Annotated in this window: 10 protein-coding genes; all 10 read left to right on the top strand. The window is 76.6% G+C overall.

Going from position 1 to position 19,368, the window contains the following annotated elements:
- Complete coding sequence (locus BUB17_RS17330; protein WP_141243066.1) at positions 1 to 2,238, top strand: putative baseplate assembly protein; 2,238 nt, start codon at positions 1 to 3, stop codon at positions 2,236 to 2,238.
- Positions 2,238 to 4,403, top strand: coding sequence for a phage tail protein (locus BUB17_RS17335; RefSeq protein WP_072919939.1), 2,166 nt, complete (start codon positions 2,238 to 2,240; stop codon positions 4,401 to 4,403). Before BUB17_RS17330 ends, BUB17_RS17335 begins: the two co-directional genes overlap by 1 nt.
- Entirely contained in the window at positions 4,400 to 6,016 is a 1,617-nt protein-coding gene (locus BUB17_RS17340; RefSeq protein ID WP_072919940.1) for a hypothetical protein, read from the top strand. The genes BUB17_RS17335 and BUB17_RS17340 overlap by 4 nt, the downstream gene beginning before the upstream one ends.
- Entirely contained in the window at positions 6,009 to 8,018 is a 2,010-nt protein-coding gene (locus BUB17_RS17345) for an AAA family ATPase (RefSeq protein ID WP_072919941.1), read from the top strand. The genes BUB17_RS17340 and BUB17_RS17345 overlap by 8 nt, the downstream gene beginning before the upstream one ends.
- The gene (locus tag BUB17_RS17350) at positions 8,015 to 9,199 is read left to right on the top strand and encodes a coiled-coil domain-containing protein (RefSeq protein ID WP_072919942.1); all 1,185 of its coding nucleotides are present in this window, start codon (positions 8,015 to 8,017) and stop codon (positions 9,197 to 9,199) included. The genes BUB17_RS17345 and BUB17_RS17350 overlap by 4 nt, the downstream gene beginning before the upstream one ends.
- Positions 9,196 to 10,473, top strand: a complete 1,278-nt coding sequence (locus BUB17_RS17355) for a hypothetical protein (RefSeq protein WP_072919943.1) — start codon at positions 9,196 to 9,198, stop codon at positions 10,471 to 10,473. The genes BUB17_RS17350 and BUB17_RS17355 overlap by 4 nt, the downstream gene beginning before the upstream one ends.
- The gene (locus BUB17_RS17360) at positions 10,460 to 13,768 is read left to right on the top strand and encodes a hypothetical protein (protein WP_072919944.1); all 3,309 of its coding nucleotides are present in this window, start codon (positions 10,460 to 10,462) and stop codon (positions 13,766 to 13,768) included. The genes BUB17_RS17355 and BUB17_RS17360 overlap by 14 nt, the downstream gene beginning before the upstream one ends.
- A 3-nt stretch (positions 13,769 to 13,771) precedes the next feature.
- Entirely contained in the window at positions 13,772 to 17,554 is a 3,783-nt protein-coding gene (locus BUB17_RS17365; RefSeq protein WP_072919945.1) for an eCIS core domain-containing protein, read from the top strand.
- Positions 17,555 to 17,564: 10 nt separating this feature from the next.
- Positions 17,565 to 18,398 carry a tetratricopeptide repeat protein gene (locus BUB17_RS17370; protein ID WP_072919946.1) on the top strand — a complete coding sequence of 278 codons (834 nt, stop codon included), beginning with the start codon at positions 17,565 to 17,567 and terminating at the stop codon, positions 18,396 to 18,398.
- Positions 18,395 to 19,368 (top strand): hypothetical protein (locus BUB17_RS17375; RefSeq protein ID WP_208983447.1); only part of this gene is annotated, 974 nt, incomplete at its 3' end. The genes BUB17_RS17370 and BUB17_RS17375, both read left to right, overlap by 4 nt.

Here is a 19,368-nt window from a genome sequence, read left to right on the forward strand (position 1 = left end):
GTGACGCTGCCGCTCCCGGTGCTCGACGACCGCGACTACGACCAGCTGCTGGCCGAGCTGCGGGCGCGGATCCCCGTCTACACGCCGGAGTGGAGCGACCTGGGACCCAGCGACCCGGGGATCACGCTGCTGGAGCTGGTCGCCCACCTCGGCGAGACGCTGCTGTTCCGCTTCAACCAGATCCCCGACCAGACCCGGCTGTGGCTGCTGCGGCTGCTCCAGGTGCCGCCGTACCCGCCGCGGCGGGCCACCGGCCTGGTCGCCTTCCGGGCCGAACGGGCCGACGGCCCGCCGGCGCCGGTGCCGCTGGGCTCGGAGGTCCGGGCCGGGGCGGTGCCCTTCCGCGTGGGCAACGACGTGACGGTGTTCCCGGTGACCGCCACCGGCGTCGTCAAGGCCATCGCGCCCGTTCCGGAGGACCCGATCCTGCGCGACGAGCTCGACGCCATCCTGGACGCCGCCGACCTCGACCTCGCCAGCGCGCAACCCTACGAGGCGGTGGTGCTCGAACCCGACCCCTCCGTCGCCGGGTTCGAGCCGCTGGACGTCAGCGTCGCCGCCGACCGCTGCCTGTGGGTGGCGGTCTCCGCGCCCGAGGGCGCGCCGGGCAGCCCGGAGGAGCAGCGCCGGACCCTGCTCGACCCCCAGGGGCTGCTGGTCCGCCGGCCGCTGGTCCTCGGTATCGGCATCGACACCCACCGCCCGACCATCGACGACGTCGGCTCCTGCCCCGGCGAGCCGGGGGTCGCCGGGACCGGCGCCACCGTGGCGCCCGGGGCCGAGCGCCCCGGCGGCCCGGCCGACCGGGTTGACTCCAGCCTGGTGTGGCAGGTCGGCGTCACCGACGGGGGCTACGCCGCCGCCGCCGTCGTGCGCGACACCACCGACGGGCTGCGGCGCAGCGGGGTCGTCGCGCTGCAGTTGCCGACGGCGCGGCTGGCCGAGATCGGCCCCGTCGAGCCGGACGACCCGGACCTGGCCGGGGTGGGCGACGCGCCTCCGGCGCTGGGCGACCGGCCCGAGCCGCTCTTCTGGCTGCGGGCCTTCCCCCGCGAGGGCGTGCCGGACATCGGCCGGCTGCTGTGGGTGGGCGTGAACGCCGCCGAGGTCGAGCAGGTGGCGCAGGCGCCGCCGGAGCTGCTCGGGACCGGTCACGGCCTGAGCGCCCAGGAGCTGCCCCTGACCAACGCGCCGGTCGTGCCCGGCACGCTGCAGGTCGAGGTCCTCGAGGACGACGGGACCTGGGTGCCCTGGGAGGTGGTCGACTCCCTCGCAGCGGCCGGCCCCGGGGACCGGGTGCTCGCGCTCGACCCGGTGGCCGGCAGGCTGCGCTGCGGGGACGCCGTCCGCGGCCGGGTCCTGCCCCTCGGCGCCGCGGTGCGGGCGGCCGGCTACCACCACGGCGGCGGCCGGGTCGGCAACGTCGCACCCAGGGCCATCGACCGGGTGGTCGACGTGCCGGTGGTGCAGGTCGGCAACCCGCTGCCGACGTCCGGGGGCGAGGAGGCGGAGACGATCACCCGCGCTCTCGAGCGCATCCCCGGGGAGCTGGCCCGGCAGGACCGGGCGGTCGTCGCCGAGGACTTCCGCGAGCTGGCGACCGTCCCCGGGGTCGGCCGCGCGGAGTGCCTGCCCCGGTTCCACCCGCCCAGCCGCGCGACGGACGCGGCGGGAGTGGTCACCGTCGTGGTGTGGCCGACCGAGGACCCCCGCCACCCGGACGCCCCGTCCGCGGACACCACTCTGCTCCGCGCGGTGTGCCAGCGCCTCGACGCGCGGCGCCTGGTCACCACCGAGCTCTACGTCGTACCCCCCACCTACCACCCGGTGGCGATCTCGGTGGGGCTGGCCGTCAAGCGCGGTCACAGCGAGATCGGGGTGCGCCGCTGGGTGGAGCTGGTGCTGCGGCAGTACCTCTCGCCGCTGCCGCCCTACGGGCCCGAGGGGCGGGGCTGGCCGCTGGGGCGGCGGGTGCACGGGCCGGAGCTGGAGGCCGCCGTGCTGCAGGTCGAAGGCGTCGAGTTCGTCGAGGACCTGCTGGTCGCCGACCTGGCCGGCGCCGCGCCGGTGCCGGGCACCGTCGCGCTGGCCGGCTGGGAGGTGCCCGAGTTGCGCGAGGTGACCGTGGTGGTCGGTGCACCCCCGGCCGCGGGCTCGAGCCCACCCGGGCCGCTGCCGCCGCCCTCACCGCAGGCTCCTGCCCCGGTGCCTGTGCCCGTGCCCAGGGACGAGTGCTGATGTCCACGCCGTCGCCGGACCTCGCCCCGCCGGGTCGCACCCGGCGGTGGGCGCCAGTGTCCGGCCCGGACTGGCGGCGCTGCGGTCACGTCGGCACCGAGATCGACGACGAGACCGGTGAGGTCGTCCTCGAGCGGCAGCCCGTGAGCGGCCCGCCCGCCTGGGCGACCGCACCGGCCGGCGGCGCGGCGGGCTGCCCCCCGGCGCCCGCCCCGGTGCCCGCGCCCGCGCCGGAGCGGGCCGGCCTGGCGTTCGACGCGCGGGGGTGCCGGTACCGCGGGGTCCCGGAGCGGGGACAGGTCCAGCGCGTCCCCTGGCCCGACCGGCAGCCACCCGTGGACCTGCTGGAGGGTCCGGCGCAGGTGGCCGCGGCCCCGCCGGGACGGGGCCGCTTCGTCGCGAGCGGCGCGGACCCCCGGCGCCCGCTGCGGGCCTGGGCGCTGGCCGCCGACCACGACGACCACTTGTTCGTGCTCGACGGCGGCACCGGCACCGTCGCCGTCCTCGACCTGGCCGACGGGCACCTGCTGCGCACCGTCGTCCTCGACCGGCTCCCGGCGGACCTCGCCGCCGGTGCCGACGGCACCGTCCTCGTGCTGACCGGGTCGCGCGAGGCCCCGATGGCCCACCTCGACGCCATCGGCGCGCCGGTCGGCCGGCCGCTGCCGCCCGGCGCGCTGGCCGGGATCCCGCCCGGCGCCCGACCCTCCCGCCTGGCCGTCGCCCCGGACGGCACACCGTGGCTGCTGCTGCGCCAGGGCGCCGACGCGTGGATCGTCTCGCTCGGGGCGCCACGTCCGGCGCCGCTGCGGGTGCCCGGCGGCACCGAACTGGAGATCGACGGTGCCGGGCGCGTCGTCGTCGCCGGCCCGCCCGGCGGGGACCTGGTGACGTGGGCGGCGGGCCGCGACGCGCTGATCCCCGGCATCCCGCTGCGCGCCCGCGGCTACGACGGCCGAGGCCTGGTGCGCACCCCGGACGGGCGGATCGGCTTCTCCACCGGCACCGGCTTCCGAGCCGCCGTCCGGGAGCGCGTCCGGTACGCCTGCGAGGGCACGGTCGACACCGCCGCGTTGGACAGCCGGTCCTACCGGCAGCAGTGGGGGCGGGTGTTCGTGGAGGCGTGCATGCCGCCGGGGACCCAGCTCGCCGTCGCGGCGGCCGGCGGCGACGACGTGCCCGACGGCGCGGCCCTCGCCCAGGCACCGCTGTGCCGGCTGCACCGGCGCGAGACCGGCCGGGAGGTGCCGTGGTCCCCGCTGCCCCCGGGGGACCGGTACGCGGTCTACGAGGCGCCGGTGCGCGCCGAGCCCGGCCGGTTCCTGCGGCTGCGCCTGCGGCTGGCCGGCGCCGGGGCGACGACGCCGCGGATCCGCGCCCTGCGCGCGGAGTTCCCCGCCACCGGGCTGGTGGAGCGGCTGCCGCGCGCGTACCGCACGGACCCCGGCGCGGCGGACTTCCTGCGGCGCTACCTCGCGCTCGTGGACGGCCAGCTCGGCGACCTGGAGAGCCGGGCGGTGCACCGCGATCTGCTGCTCGATCCCTGGGGCGCGCCGACCGAGTTGCTGAGCTGGCTCGGGTCGCTCGTCGGCCTCTCGCTCGACGCCCGCTGGCCCGAGCGGGCCCGCCGCACGCTGCTGGCCGAGGCCGTCGCCCTGTTCCGCCGCCGCGGGACGCCGGCCGGGCTGCGGCGGGTGCTGGAGATCTACCTCGGCGCCCCCGTGGTGGTCCTCGAGGCGTTCCGGCTGCGCGCGGCGACGGCGGCGCTCGGCGGGAGGGACGGCAGCCCGGCCGTCGTGGGCACCGCGCTGCGGGTCGGAGGAGGAGTGGAGCCAGGCGACGGGGATCCGTTCCGCTCCTCCGCCCACCGCTTCACCGTGCTGCTCACGCGCGAGGTCGACGACGCCGAGCTCGCCGTCGTCCGCGACCTGCTGGACGTTGCACGGCCGGCGCACACCCTGGTCGAGGTGTGCACGGTCGGCCAGGGCATGCGGGCCGGCATCGGGCTGCACGTGGAGATCTCCACCGTCGTCGGGCCGGGCTCGGGAGTGACACCAGTGCGGGTCGGCGGCGAGCTGGCCGCGGACTCCGTGCTCGGGCGCGGCCGCGCCGGCCTCCGGATCGGGGTCGGGCACGCCGGCGGTGGGGCGGTGGTCGACGGATGACCGGCGACAGCATGGGGCGGCTGGCTGTGACCTGGCGCCCGGACGCCGACCTCGATCCCGCGGGCTCCGCCCGGCTCGACCGGCTGGTCGCCGCGCTCGTCGACGGCGGGCTCGACGGCGGCCTGGTGCCCTCGTCCGACGGCGCCCCCACGTGCGTGCGCCGCGTCGTCGTACCGGTGCACCGCATGCAGTGGGACGGCGCCGACGACCACCTCGTCGCCGGGTGGGCGACTGCCCTGCGTGCGGCGGTGGAGGGCGCGGTCGACGCCGGCGGCGAGGACGTCGTGCGTTTCCGGAGCCGGCCCGCCGCCCGGCAGGACCTGGTGACCGCGTTGTTGCGCGGGGACCGGGCCCGGGAGTGGGCCTGGCGGCTGCTGGGGTTGTGGCCGGCCGGCGGCGCGGACGGGACCGCGGACGTGCTGCACCGCGTCCTGCTCGAGCTCGGGCGGAACGAGCCCTCCGCAGTCCCGGGGCTGCTCGTCGCCGTGGCGCGGGCGCGGCTGATGCCGCAGCTGGTCGCCGCGGCCGGCGCCGAGCTCGTGGCCGGCCTGGTGGAGCGTGCGTGGCAGGCCGCCGGCGGCCCGCGTGTCGGCGCGCCGACACCCGGGGGGTCCCCGGTCCCTGATGGACCCGTCGGCAGCGGACTGGTCCCGGCGCCGGGGGCCGCCGAGGACGAACTGTGCACCTACCTCCTGGACCGCTCCGAGGTCGCCCGGGCGCCGGCCGGCGCGGTCCCGGCCCGGTCCCGTGGCGTCCTGCTGCCCGCCCTGGCCGCGGCCGCCGTGCTGGAGGTGGAGCCCGCACTGGCCCGCCGGCCCGGGGCCCGGGCGCTGCGCGCCGCGCTCGCAGCACGCCTGGCCGGCGCACCGGTCACCGCCGCACCGCCGGAGCGGCCGGAGCCGTACCCGACCGCGACCGGCCGGGGGATCCGGCCGGGCCCGTCAGATCCGCCGTCGCACCCGGCCGGGTCCGGCACCCTCGATGCGCCGCAGGCAGGAGGAGCGGGGACCGAGCCTGCCGCGGCTCCGCCGCCGCCCGCCGCGCCAGGCGACCCGGCGCCCGGCGGGCCGGCGGAGGCGACGGCTCACCGGGCGCCGGCCGGCGCCACGGGCTGGGGTGGGCTGCTGTTCCTGCTGCCGGTCGTCGCAGACCTGGCGCTGCCGCAGCGCGTGGCGGACGATCCCCGGCGGTTCGGCCCGGTGCTGCGGCTGGTGCTGCACGAGCTCGCCCGCACCATCGTCGCCCGCGCCGACCCCGACGGGCACCCGGCCGCCGCGGACGATCCGGCCGTGCTCGCGTTCGCCGGCCTGCCGCCGACCGCGCCGCCGCCGCGACTCCTGCGGGCCGACCTGCGCCTCGACCCGGAGGTCGACGCGGTCGCCGCGACCCTGGCGGAGCGGCTGCCCCGCACAGCCCGGGACGGTGACCGGGCGGCGGGCGAGCTCTTCCTGGCGGTCTGCCGCCGGCGGGCGGTGGTCGTCGCCGATCCCGGCTGGATCGACGTCGAGCTGGACCCGGAGGAGGTCGACGTCGAGGTCCGGCGGGCCGGCCTGGACCTGGATCCGGGGTACGTGCCCTGGCTGGGCTGCGTCGTGAGGTTCCGCTATGGCTGAGCCCGCGCTGCTGTCGCTGCCCGTGCCGGCGCCCGACCGCCTCGACGCCGCGCTCGCCCGCATGGCCGGGCGCCTCGCCGCGGCGCTGGACGTCGTCGGCGACGAGCCCGGCGCCCGGTTCCTGCGGGGGCTGCCGGGAGCGGCTGCCCCGGCGGCTCCGGACGGCGGCTGCCTGGACCTGCCCGCCGGGTCCGCGCAGCCGGTCGACCGGCTGGTCGCCGGGCTCGGCCTGGGGACCGCCGAGTGCGACCTGCTGCTGCTCGCGCTGGTGGCCCACGCGCACGAGGGGGTGGCCGCCGTCCTGCGCGGGCTGCACCCGCGCGGGGTGCCGTGGCCGACGATCGGCCTGGCCGGGACGCTGGCCGACGTGGCCGCCCTGCCGGGCCGCGGGCGGGCGGAGCTGCGGGCGGCGCTGGCCCGGCTGCTGGACACCGGCGCCGTCGTCGCCGACGGCGCCGACGTGCCGTACCCCGAGCGGTCGCTGCGCTCGGCGCCGGCGCTGTTCGAGGCCCTCGCCGGGCTGCCCGGCTGGCCCGACGGGCTGTGCCCGGATCCCCGCCCGGACCCGTCCGCGGCGCCCGGGAGCTGGCTGGCACGGCCCGCGGTCGCCGGTGCCCGGACGGCGGTCGAGCGGGCCACGCCGGTGACGGTGCTGTTGCCCGGGGACCGGCCCGGGCGGCTGGCGGGCCGGCTGGCCGCGCTGGTCCGGGCCGCCGGCCGCACCCCGGTCGTGCTGCAGGTAACCGCCTGGGACGGCGCCTCGGTGAGCGCCGCGCTGCTGCTCGCGCAGGCCCGCGACGTCGTGCCCGTGCTGTGGGGCGAGGCCGGGCCCCCGCCGCTGCGGCTGGCCGTGCCGGACCTGCCGCTGCCGCTGCTGCTCGCCTCGCCGGACCCGGACGTGCGCACGTGGCCGCGGCCGGTGCTGGCGCTGCCGGCCGACCCGCACCCGGCCGCCGACCGGTGCGCCGCGCTGGCCGCCGCGCTGCCGGAGCTGGGCCGGCCACCCCGACCAGTCGGGCCGGCCACCCTCGAGCCCGACGAGGTCGAGACGGCCGCCGCGGACGTGCGGCTGCGCGCCGCGTTGGTGCCGGAGGAGGTCGGCTGGGACGCGGTCAGCGCTCGCGTCGACGCGCGCGCCGCCGACGCGGTGCCACCCGGCGCGGTGCTGGTCCACCCCGAGGCGGACTGGGACGACCTCGTGCTGCCGGGGGAGCAGACGGCGCAGCTGCGGGAGGCGGTCGACCGCATGCGTGGGCAGGCCCGGGTGCTGGACGAGTGGGGGCTGCTGCGTGGCCGCCGTGGACGGCGTGGCCTGCGGATGTTGTTCACCGGTCCCCCGGGGACGGGGAAGTCGCTCGCCGCGGAGGTCCTCGCCGGCGCGCTGGCGCGGGACCTGCTGGTCGTCGACCTCTCCCGGCTGGTCTCGAAGTGGATCGGGGAGACCGAGAAGAACCTCGCCGCGGTGTTCGACGCGGCCGAGCGGGGCGGGGCCGCGCTGCTGTTCGACGAGGCCGACGCGCTGTTCGGCAAGCGCACCGAGGTCGGCGACGCGCGCGACCGCTACGCCAACCTGGAGACGGCGTACCTGCTGACCCGGCTGGAGCGGTTCGACGGCGTCGCCGTCCTGGCCACCAACCTCCGGCAGAACCTCGACCCCGCGTTCGCCCGCCGCATCGACTTCGTCGTCCCGTTCGACCCGCCGGACGAGGCCGCCCGGCTGGCGCTGTGGCGGCACCACCTGCCGGCCCCCGCACCACTGGCCGCCGATGTCGACCTCGCCGTCCTCGCCGCCTTCTACGAGCTGCCGGGCGCGCTGATCCGCAACGCCGCGGTGGCCGCGGCCTTCCTCGCCGCGGCCGAGCCCTCGCCCGCGCGCCGCACGATCGGCATGGCGCAGCTGGCGCACGCCATCCGCCGTGAACACCTCAAGGCAGGACTGCCGTATCCCGGTGCGCCGCCGGGCATCGCGGCCGATCCACCCACGGGAAGGGGAGCACCGTGACGACTGCGACGACTCCGGGAACCGCACCACCCACCGCGCCGGCCCCCACCACGGTCGCGCAGGTGCTCGCGGCCGAGGTGGCCCGGCTGGAGGGCGCGATCGAGGCCGCCGAGGACCGGCTCGAGGCCCTGCAGGAGAGCGTCCGCGCGCGGCAGGAGGCCCTGGACTCGGCCACCGCAGACCTGGCGGTCCTGCAGCAGGAGGCCTCGACGCTGCTCCAACAGCTCACCGCCGCCACCTCCCGGCCGGCCCGCCACCGCGTCGAGCTGCTGCTCGAGGCCAACGCCGTCGCGCAGGGCCGGGTGCTGCAGCGGAAGCTGACCGCCACGGACGACCTGGCCCGCGTCCAGGCGCAGACGGGCAGCGAGACCGCGCTGCTGGGGCGGATGCGCGGCGACCTGGCCCGGGTCCAGGACGAGGCGCTGCGCGCCGGGGTGGAGGCCGGGACCACCGCGGCCACGGTCGCGGACCTGCCGGAGGCCGTCGCGGCGCTGAGCGCTGCGGCCACGGAGCTCGCGGACGAGGAGACGAGGGCCGGCGAGCGGCTCGCCACGCTGCTGGGCGGCCGGCGGATGCTTGAGCGCACCCGCGCCCGGGTGTCCGCCGCCCTGGTGGCGGACGCGGCGCGCGCCACGGCGCTCGCCGAGGCCCTGGAGCGCCACCGGGCCGCGCAGACGGCCCGCTCACCTGTGGACGGCGCCGTCGCCGCCACCCGGGAGGCGCTGGACCAGGCGCGCCGGGCCGTCCAGGACGCCGTCGAGACCGCACCGGGCGACCTCGAGCGGGCTCGGACCGTCCTGACGATGCTCATCGACTTCCCCGACCTCGCCGAGCAGGCGGACATCGATGCCCTGGCCGCCGCGGTGGGGGACGAGGGCGGGGAGCCGCTGGAGAAGTGGGCGGTGGCCCTGCCGGCCGCGGTGACCGAGCTCGCCGTCGCCCTGCCCGAGGCCGGCGCGACCCTGGCGCGGCTGCGTGGGCTGGACGCTGCGCAGCTGCGCCAGCGGCTGGAGTCGGCCGAGACCGCGCGCGCCCAGGCCCTCACCGCGCAACTGGCCGCCCAGCGCACCGTGGACGACGCCGCGGCCGCGGTCGAGGCCGCCCGGACCGAGGTCACCGTCCACCAGGCCACGGCGGCGCAGCGGCGACCGCTGCTCCTCCGCCAGGACGGGCTCACGTGACCGCCCCCCGTCCGGCGCCCCTGGCCGCGGCGCTGGAGGTCGATCCCTTCACCTCGCTGGCCGTGCACTTCGGCATGCTGCTGGGGGTCTCCGACTTCCAGGTGCTGGCCGCAGGTCCCCGGGGCAAGGCGGCGCTGCACCAGGCCTGGCTGCACGGCAAGGCGGTCGTGTGGGGGTTCCCGGTCACCGTCCACGCCGAGCGCGCCGAGCTGGAGGTCGGGCCCGGGCTGTGCACCGACGGCCTGGGGCGGGAGGTCTCCTCGGCTGTCGGCATGTGCCTCGACGTCCGCGCCTGGTTCGACGAGCAGGTGGCGGCCGGAGCCCTGGAGCCGCGCAACGACGGTCGCTTCGACGCCCGGCTGGTCGCCCGGCACGAGGCCTGCCTGTCCCGGCCGGTGCCGACCGTGGCGTCGTCGTGCGGGCAGGGCGAGCCCACCGCCGGGTACTCGCGCGTGCTGGAGCTGGCCCACCTGGAGCTGCGGCCCCGCCCGTTCCCGGCCCCGGACGACGACCGGGACGCCGCCTTCCCGGCGCTGCGCCGCTACGTCCGCGACGGCACCGTGCCGCCCGGGTGGCCGCATCCGCCCGGGCGACTAACCGGCTTCCGGGCGGTCGCCGCCCGCGAGGTGTGCGGCCTCGGCCCACCCGGGCTGCTGCCGCCGCGACCCGAGCAGCAGACCCGGCTGTTCCCGGAGGACGAGCCGGGCGAGGTCGTGCTGGCCGACCTGCCGGGGATGGCCCTCGTCCCCGACGGCTCCGGGGGTCGACGGCTCGACGTCCCCGTCGTCGACCTGTCGGTGCGGCGCTGCCACGTGCCCACCTGGCTGCTGTCCGAGCTGATCGGCGAGCTGCTCGACGGCACGTTCGGCGAGCTGTGCCCCGCCGACGCCGGCGGCCCCCGCGTGGACCCGCCCATCGAGCTCTCCGGGCGCACCGTGACCATCCGGTTCACCGGGCCGATCGTCGTCTCCACCGTGCCCCAGGCCCTGGACGTGCGCCGCTTCGACGTCCAGGACGGCTGGAGCGATCCGCTCGAGCTGACCCCGGAGGTCACCGCGGAGCGGGTGACCTTCGACCTGCCTGCGCCCCCGACCGACGAGGTCACCTACCGCGTGCTGCTGCGCGGTACCGGCCCCACCCCGCTGGTCGGGCTCGTCGACGGGCGGCCCGTGCCGCTCGCCGGCGTCGTGGGCGGCCCGCCGGGGACCCGCGGGCAGGGGACTGACGTCGTACGCCGACTCCCGGACCGAGGAGTTCCCGATGACCAGCACTGAGTCTGCGTTCCCGATCGAGGCGGGCACCGTCGAGCTGCGGAGCAGCCTCGGGGGGCGCACCTTCGTGCCCGGCACGACGCCCCTGATCGGGCTCAACTACTACGACGGCCGCGCGCTGCGGGCCGACGACCTCAACCTCGAACGGCGCGGGCAGCGCCGCTACGTCGAGTACTCCGACCAGGCCGGCGGGCCGGGCCTGCTGTGGGGATTCGAGCCGTCCGGCGCCGGCGGGCCGGTCCTCGGCGTGTCGGCGGGGCTGGCCGTCGCGCCGAAGGGGCAGCTGCTGCACCTGCCGGCCGCCGTGCAGGTCGAGGTGGCCGACCTGCTGCCCGGGCGCGGCGCGCCGCCACCGGCGGGACAGCAGGCGGCCACCGGGTTCGAGCCCTGCACCGCCGGGGAGGGAGCCCCGGCGGCCGCCGTGGTCCCCGGCACGGTCCTGTACACGATCTGCCTGGCTCATGCCACCGGCCTGTGCGGGCACGCCGAGGTCTTCGGCCGGCTCTGCGACGGCGGGTGCGTCACGGCGGCCGACCGGCCCTACGTCGTCGACGGCGTGACGGTCCTCCTCCGGCCGCTGCAGCTCGACGTCGGGCCGTTCTGCCTGCCGGGGGTGACGCGGCCGGAGGTCCACCTGTGCTCGCAGGTGGCGGCGGCCTACTTCGCGCAGGAGCGCGCCCGGTTCGGGTCCGCGCTCTCGGCGGCGGGCATCGGGACCGGCCTGTGGGGCGCCGGGGCGCCCAACCTGGCCGGCGAGGACGTGCTCCCGATCGGCGTGCTCGGCTGGGACGGCGCGGAGATCACCCTGCTGGACCAGTGGACGGCGCGCCGGGAGCGGATGGAGCCCCCGGCGCGCTTGTACTGGGCGGGGCGGGTCGAGCAGCGGCCGTGGCCGGTGTTCCTGGCGCAGGTGCTGCAGTTCCAGGCCCAGCTCGCGGCGGCTCCCGCCGCGCCGGCCGTCGTGCCGGCCCGCGAGCTCGTCGAGCGGGGGTTCGTCGAGCTGCCCGCGGCCGGCTACCTGCCGGTGGACCCCGGCGGGGGTGACCTGCGCGCGCAGGTGCAGGACCTCGTCGGGCCGGGGGTGGAGCTGCGGCTGTGCGCGGTGCGCCGCGACCAGATCCCGCACGAGCTCGAGCGCGCCCAGCACATGGACCGCATCTCGCTGCTGCGCGGGCTGGCCGATCCCGGTGCGCTCGAGCGGGTGGACGTCCTCGTCCCCGACGGGCTCACCGAGGCGACCGCGGAGGAGCGCACCGGCCTCGCGTTCGCCGTGGACCTCAGCATCGGGACGCCGGGCGGGCCGACGCCGCTGCGCCGCAGGGTGTCCGGCCCCGGGCCGGGCGTGACCCTGGCCGGTGCCGTGCGGCTCGGGTTCGGCCCGGCGCTGACCGCCCGGCTCGCCGTCGCCGGGACCCTCGCGGCACCGGCGACGGCGGCGAAGGACGCCGCCCGGCTCGTGGACCTCCTCGCCGGCGTGGTCGAGGGCCGGGTCGCCGTGGACGCCGCCGTGGCACGGCTGACCGAGCTGGCGCCCACCGGCAGCGCCGTCCCGGAGGTGCTCGACGCCGTGGCCGGTGCGGTGCGAGCCGCGGCGGCGGCGCTGCGGGCGGCGAGCCAACCCGGACCGGTCCACCTGCACAAGGCGGTGGCGGCGCAGAGCGTGGCGCTGTCGCTGGAGCTGTCGGTCAGCGGGGACCCGTTCGAGCTGAGCGGCGGGGACGAGGCCACAGCCGAGCTCACCGTCGAGGCGTTCCACCCACGGGGAGAGTCGGAGAAGACCGGGGAGGAGGGGGAAGAGCGGGAGGTCCCCCTGGACGTGTTCGCCCGACGGCGGGTCAGGGTCGCGCTCCGGCCGGACCCGGACGCGGACCCGGCCTCGCTCGGGACCGGGGAGGTCGCCCTCCGCCTGGAGGCCCGGCTGTACGAGAACGGCACGGGTGTGCAGCTGGTCGAGGGCTCGATCGTGCTGGGCCGCCTCGACGCCGAGGACGGCCGCCGACTGCTGACCATCCGCGATCCCGGCGGGGCGGCGGCCCTCGCCCTCAGCTGGCAGGAGGACCCCGTCGTCGACGCCTGGGCGGTGCTCGGGCTCCGGTCGCCGACCGAGGACGGCGGTGACGATGGGGACGGCGAGCACAGCGGCACGGTCGCCGGCGGCGAGCTGCCGGAGTTCTTCACCGGCCTGACACCCGTGGCGACCGCGCGCGCCCTGGAGGCCACCGACGTCGTCCGGCCGGGCAACGCCTCCCACGACGCAGCCGTCGACGCTCTGACCATCCTCTCCGGGGCACACGTGCCGGATGCCGGCTACGCCGAGACGCAGATCGGCCTGCTCTTCCCGCCCGAGCGGCCGCGCACCGGTGCGGTGCAGGCGACCACGGACTGGGTGCTGTTCCGCCGCCGGCGCCGGGAGGAGTGCGAGGGCGACGTCGTCCTCCCCGCAGCGGTCGACCCGGTGACCGTCTGGGTCCTCCGGGCCGGCTCCGAGGACGAGGCGGCCGAGCTCGCCGCCGGGATCGCCGGCGGCTCGTGGTCCGACGAGGGGTGGCAGCGCGTGGACGTGGTGTTCGCCGACGGCGCCGCCATGCTGCTCACTCCGGACGCCGTCTGGCGGAACCGCTACGAGGAGGCCGGCGGCGGCGCGATGATCGTGCTGGCCCGCTACGCCCCGGCTGTCGGCGCGCAACCGGCGGCCGCCCCCGGTCTGGGCCGGCTGGCGGCGCTCGCGCAGGCGCTGGCCCCGAAGGTGACGGGACCGCCGGCCGGAGCCGCGGACCTCGCGCAGAACCCGCCTGGACCGCGCCTGCTGCCGGGCACGGACGGGAGCGCGTTCCTGGTGACGGTGGATCCCGATCCGGAGGTGCAGCAGCTGCTCGACGTCCGCATGGCCCGCTTCCAGGCGGACGACGACCCGGTGCACGAGGCGATGATCGAGGGGACCGCGGCGCCGGTGGGCGCGGCGCACGCCTCCTTCGCCGCGCTGAACACCGTCCACGCCGGATCCGCCGACGAGGCCTTCGCGCACATCGCGGGGGAGGCGCGCTCCTTCCTGTTCCGGGAGGACGTCGGGTCGGACAGGCGGCTGCAGGCCGTCGAGTGGGTGCACCAGTCCCTCCCCGACGCGGACCGGGCGGCGGTGCACGAGCTGGTCGAGCGGGTCATCGCCCTGCTGCGGGCGGAGGTGGAGCTGCGGGACCTGGAGCTGGACGAGCCGGCGCGCGTGGTCGGCTTCGAGCGCGGCGAGGCGGACCCCGTCGGCCGCCTCTACCTCGTCGTCCTCCCACGACCGATCGAGTGAGCCATGGCGACGGACGTGGCCTCGGCCGACACCGAGCGGGAACCGGACGGCCGGCCGAAGGCCCTCGAGGAGAAGGCGGACGGCGAGGCCGCGGCGGCGGCCGCCCCGTCCGGCGGCCTCGGCGCGCGGCAACTGCGGGCCAAGGCCGCACCGGGCAACGCGGCGCTCGGCGCGGTCGACGACCCCGCCGAGCGCGCGGCCGACTCGGCGGCGGACCGGGTGCTGCGGGCCGCCGCGGCGACCGCACCCGCGACGGCCCCCGCCCCGCCGCCTGCCCCCGGGACCGTCCAGCCGGTGCGGCGAACGGTGGACCCGGCGGCCGAGCAGCGGTTGCCGGGCGCGCCGGTGGCGACGCCGACCGGCTCGGGCGGCGCGCGTCCGGGCGTCGGCGTCGTCCCGGACACCACGACGCCCGCCGGGGCTCCCGGACCGGTGGCCACCCCGGCGTCCGCCGGAGCCCCGCCGGCCGAGGACTCGGTGATGGGCGAGGTGCCGACGCCCGCGGGGGAGGCCCCGGTCGTGGCCCCGTCGGTGCCGTCCGGCCCGGGGCCGGTGGAGTCCGGCCCCCCGGCGCCGGAGCCGGAGCCACCCGCGCCGGAGGGGGAGGCGCCCGCGCGCGAGACACCGCGGGTCCCGAACGAGGTCCAGGACTACCTGGAGGCCAGCCGCGGCAAGGGGGCACCGCTGCCCGAGGCGTCGCGGCGGGCGTTCGAGACCGCCTACGGGCGCCCGCTCGACGACGTCCGGGTGCACGACGACCGGAGCGCCGACGAGGCCGCCCGCGCCATCGGTGCGCTGGCGTTCACCCGCGGCAACGACGTCTACTTCCGCGCGGGCGCCTACGACCCGGCCGGCCCGGAGGGCAAGCGCCTGCTCGCGCACGAGCTGGCGCACGTCGTCCAGCAGCGGCCGGGTGTGAACCGCAAGACACCCGGCCTCGGTGGCGCCGTCGTCCGCCGAGCGTCGGACAAGAAGAAGACGACCACGAGCGGAGGTAAGCCGGCCGAGGTTGCCGTACCGGATGAAGAGAAGGGACCGATCTGGACAGCCCCTCCAGGGGTGGAGCCAAAGGGGACGATCGATACTTCTGCCAATCCCAAAGGGACGTTGACGCTGGAGGAGGTGGCTTTCCCGAAGTGGAAGGCCGACGTCGTTGGGACGGATTTCAAGTGGCGGCGAGGGGAGAAGAGGAACACCCGACAGCGGGAGATCTGGGAGGCCGGAGTCGAGGACGAGGTCAGTCCCGCGATACGCGATTACCTGGAGAAGTCCAACCCCGGCAAGAAGCCCGACGAGCCCTACTTTGCGAAGTCTGGTACAGGAGACCCCTTCGACTACTACATCGGTTCGCTCGACAAGATCGTCAAGCAGGCGCTCCGTCCGCGATGGGCCAAGGGCGGCGAGAAGTTCGCTCTGTACGACGTCGACCACAAGCGCGACTGGCAGCTCTACGGCGAGGACGCCATCGCCAACTTGTGGCTCTTCAACCGTTCGAAGAACCGAGCTGCCGGTAGGCCCATGAGCGAGGCCATGTCGGCCCAGGTGGAGGCCTTCATGGCCAACGCCAGCCCCTATCTGCGACCTCGGCCGAGGACGTCGACGGTGGTGAAGAGCTATGCCGTGACCTTCAGGAAGGCCGTAGCCGCGAAGGGGAGCGAGGGGCGGAGTGCGAATGACTCCTGGGAGGTGGCCGACATGGGCACGGCCGCCCATGTGGCCGGCCTCAAGAAGCTGACCCCGCCGGAACTCCTGAGGCTTCGTGGCTCGAAGAACAGGCTGCAGATCTTCAACCAGTCCTTCGGCGGCCGCAACAAGGAACTACCGATGGACGACAAGGGAAAGGTCCAGGCTGACAAGTGGCGCCGGACCGCCAGGAAGGGGCTGCTCTTCCAGGCCACGGACGTCACCTTCTCTTCACCCGGCAGCGCCGGAGGGACAGGAGTCGTCGGATCGTTATCGGGCGTCGCGCTCAAGAACAACGAAGTCGTCGAGGACGTCACAGTGACGGCGGACCTGTTGGGGATGCCAGGCCTGCCCTTCGCCGCCTCGCTGTCCAAACCCAGCCTCCGCAACGGGATGCAGGTCAAGGGCCTGAGCCCGGTGGAGTTCGAGGACCTCGAGCTCGACGTCCTGGACGGGCTCGTGGGACGCGGGTCGGTCCTGCCCGACAGCAAGCTGCTGAAGAACGCCGAGATCTCGCTGGTCCTCGACGGATCAGGTGTGGCGATCGAGGCCAGCATCGCGGGCGGCGACCTCCAGCTGCCCGGGCCGTTCCAGGTCACCGGCGGACGCCTGACCCTGTCCGCGGGCACCGGCGGCATCGCCGTGTCGGGTCGCATCGACTTCGAGATCGAGAGGCTCGCGAAGGGGCACATCGGAGCCGCCGCGGCAGCCAGGGCGGGTCAGCCGACGCTTCGGCTCGAGGGCGAGATCAACTTCGACACGAGCATGTTCACCAAGGCCCAACTGGGCCTGTCCTACGAGAACGGCACATGGGGTGTCCGCGGTAAGTTGGCGGTTGGGCCCGGCAAGATCGCAGGCATCCGTGCGGCATCCGCGCGAGTGGAGGTCACCGACGAGACCGTCACCGCCGCCGGCGAGTTCGAGACGAGCCTCAAGGGCGTCGACAAGGGGACCCTCGGCTTCGCCTACGACCCCGCCACGGGCATGGCGATCACCGGCGAGATCCTGCTCGGCAAGGGCATCCCCGGGATCAAGGGCGGCAAGCTCGCGGCCACGGTCAAGGAGGGTACCGAAGGCTGGTCGCTGGCCGGCGCGGTCACCGCCGAGCCCGACGTCCCCGGCCTCACCGGCACCGTCACCGGCAGCTACGCCGACGGGGCGTTCAGCGTCGAGGCCGACCTCGGCTACGAGCGGGGCCAGGCCAAGGGCACGGTCAAGGCCGGGCTCACCAACCGCACGCTGGACGCGGAGGGCAGGCCGACCGGGGAGATCGCCAGGGACGGTTCGCTCACCGCCTACGGCGGCGGCACCGTCACCCTGGCGATCACCCCTTGGCTGCAGGGCACCGTGGGCCTGCGGCTGACCCCGAAGGGCGAAATCGAGGTCAGCGGCAAGGTGGCGCTGCCGCCGACGTTCGACGTCTTCCCCGAGAAGCTGGTCGAGCGGCGGATCCTGTCCGTCGGGATCGACATCCCCATCGTCGGGGTCGCCGTCGCGGGTCAGCGGATCGGCATCTTCGCGACCATCAAGGGCGGGGTCACCGTCGGCGCCGGCGTGGGGCCGGGCCAGCTGCGGGACGTCGCGCTGGAGGTCACCTACAACCCCGCCCGTCCTGACGACACGACCGTCACCGGGTCCGGGACGTTCGTGGTGCCGGCTCGCGCCGGGATGCGGGTGCAGGTCGACGGCGGGATCGGGGCGGGCATCCCGGTGGTCAGTGCGACCGCCGGGGTGTCCGTCTACGGCGAGGTCGGTGTGGCCGGCGCGATCTCCGCCGGCGCCGCGATCAACTGGACCCCGCGCACCGGCATCGTCCTCGACGCCCGAGGCGAGCTCTTCGTCGAGCCCAAGTTCCGCTTCGGGATCGACGCTTTCGTCGACGTCTCGGCCGACCTGCTGGTGACCGAGGTCGAGCTCTACCGCAGGACGTGGAAGCTCGCGGGCTTCGAGTACGGGTCCAACCTCCGGTTCGGGCTCGCGTTCCCCCTGCACTACGAGTCCGGTAAGCCGTTCGACCTGTCGTTCGACCAGATCCAGTGGACCTATCCGCAGATCAACCCGGGCGACGTCCTGGGCGGCCTGATGAAGCAACTGGTCGGCTAGGAGGACGCCGGTGTTCACATCTCCCGAATCCCCGGCCAAGCCGCTGGTCAACCGCGGGAGCCTGGCGCTGGCCCGCGGCGACGTCGCCGAGGCCGAGGACCTCTTCCGCCGGGCCGCGGCGCTCGATCCGGACAACGCGACGGCCCACGCCAACCTCGGCTACCTGCTGGCGGCCACCGGCCGGCACGCCGAATCGATCGCCGAGTCGGAGCGGGCGATCGCCCTGGAGCCGGAGCGCAGCGCCCCCTGGGCGCACCGCGGCATGGCGCAGATCGCCGCCGGGAACGTCGAGGAGGGGCTCTCCGCGCTCTGCACCGCCGTCCGCCTCGATCCGGGCAACCACTGGGCCTGGGACGCCATGGGCTGCACCCTGCTGGCCCTCGGACGCGCCGACGAGGCCGAGGTCGCGTGGGCGGCCGCGGTGGCCGACCGGCCGGAGGACGCCGACCTGCACATCGCGCTCGCCACCGCGCTGGCCGCGCAGGACCGGACCGGTGAGGCGGTGCGGGTGCTGTACCGGGCGACCGCTCTCGCGCCCGCCTCGGCGCGGGCCTGGACCCAGCTGGGCGTGGTCTCCCTCGTCCGCCAGGACCACGGCACCGCGGGGGAGGCGCTGCTCACCGCCTTGGACCTCGCGCCGGGCGACCCCGACGCTCGCTACCACCTCGCCGTCCTGCACGTCCTCGTGGGCGCCCTCGAGGAGGCCACGGACGAGCTGCAGCGCCTCGTCGCCGACGGTGTCCACGCCGGTGAGGCGCAGGCCCTCCTGGCCCGGCTCGCGGGTAACGGTGCGGTGACAGTCCCGCCCGAGGATGCAGCCAGCCACTCAGGGAGGACACCATGACCACTGCCGCGCGCTCCGCCTCCACCGACCGCCCCCGCCAGGCTCGTGGCGGCAGCCGCGACCTGCTCGACGACCTGAAGTGCCAGGCCCAGGGCGTCCAGGCCCAGGCCGACTACAACAAGGCCCAAGGCCCGGCGCTGGACGAGGCCCAGGCGGCCTACGACCAGGCCCGTGCCGCCTACAGCGCCGCCCGCGCCACCGCCGAACCACTGGTCAAGCAGGCCCGGGACAAGCTCGAGGAGTGCGTCGACCGCGTGACGTGCCGGATCGACGAGGCCGACCGGGACTGCCTCGCCCGCGCGTACGACCGGATCGCGGACCGGCTGAGGAGGTGCGGCGACAACCAGGGCTGCTGCTGGGAGGGCGATTGCGATTACGACGACGACGTCCGCCGCTGCGATCCCGACGAGGTCGCCGGCCTCATCGCCGACATCAGCCGGCGCACCCAGGAGGCCGCCGCCTGCTTCGCCGACCTCATCAAGGAACCGGCTCCGGCCCTGCCCGATCGCGTCAGCGCCCGGCGGGCCGAGGTGGACGGCATCGTGGCGGCCATCGACGCCGGCGTCACCGACCCCATCGAGCTGTACGCCCGGATACTCGTCGCTCGTCGGCGCCTCAAGGGCGTCTACCGCGGATTCCGGACCGTGAACGACTACATGGACTGTCTCGCTGCGACGCTGACCTGCATGGTCAGGGGGCACGCGGCGATCGCTGAGCTGACGCGCAAGGCCGCCATCCACGCCTGCCACCGGGCTGCGTGGCAGCAGGCGTGCGACCGGCTGGCGACCGACACGGTCGCGGAGGTGCTCGCCGAGTACATCCGGTTGTGCGGTGAGGACGGCGAGGGCGAGCCGGGCGAGTACCCCGGTGGACAAGGGTACGGCGAGCGGCCGCCCGAGGAGCAGAGCGAGCGGCCCCCTCAGCAGTACGGCGAGCGGCCGCCGGAGGGGTACGGCGGACGGCCGCCGGA

This window comes from Geodermatophilus obscurus, from assembly GCF_900143215.1.
GTDB lineage: Bacteria > Actinomycetota > Actinomycetes > Mycobacteriales > Geodermatophilaceae > Geodermatophilus > Geodermatophilus obscurus_A.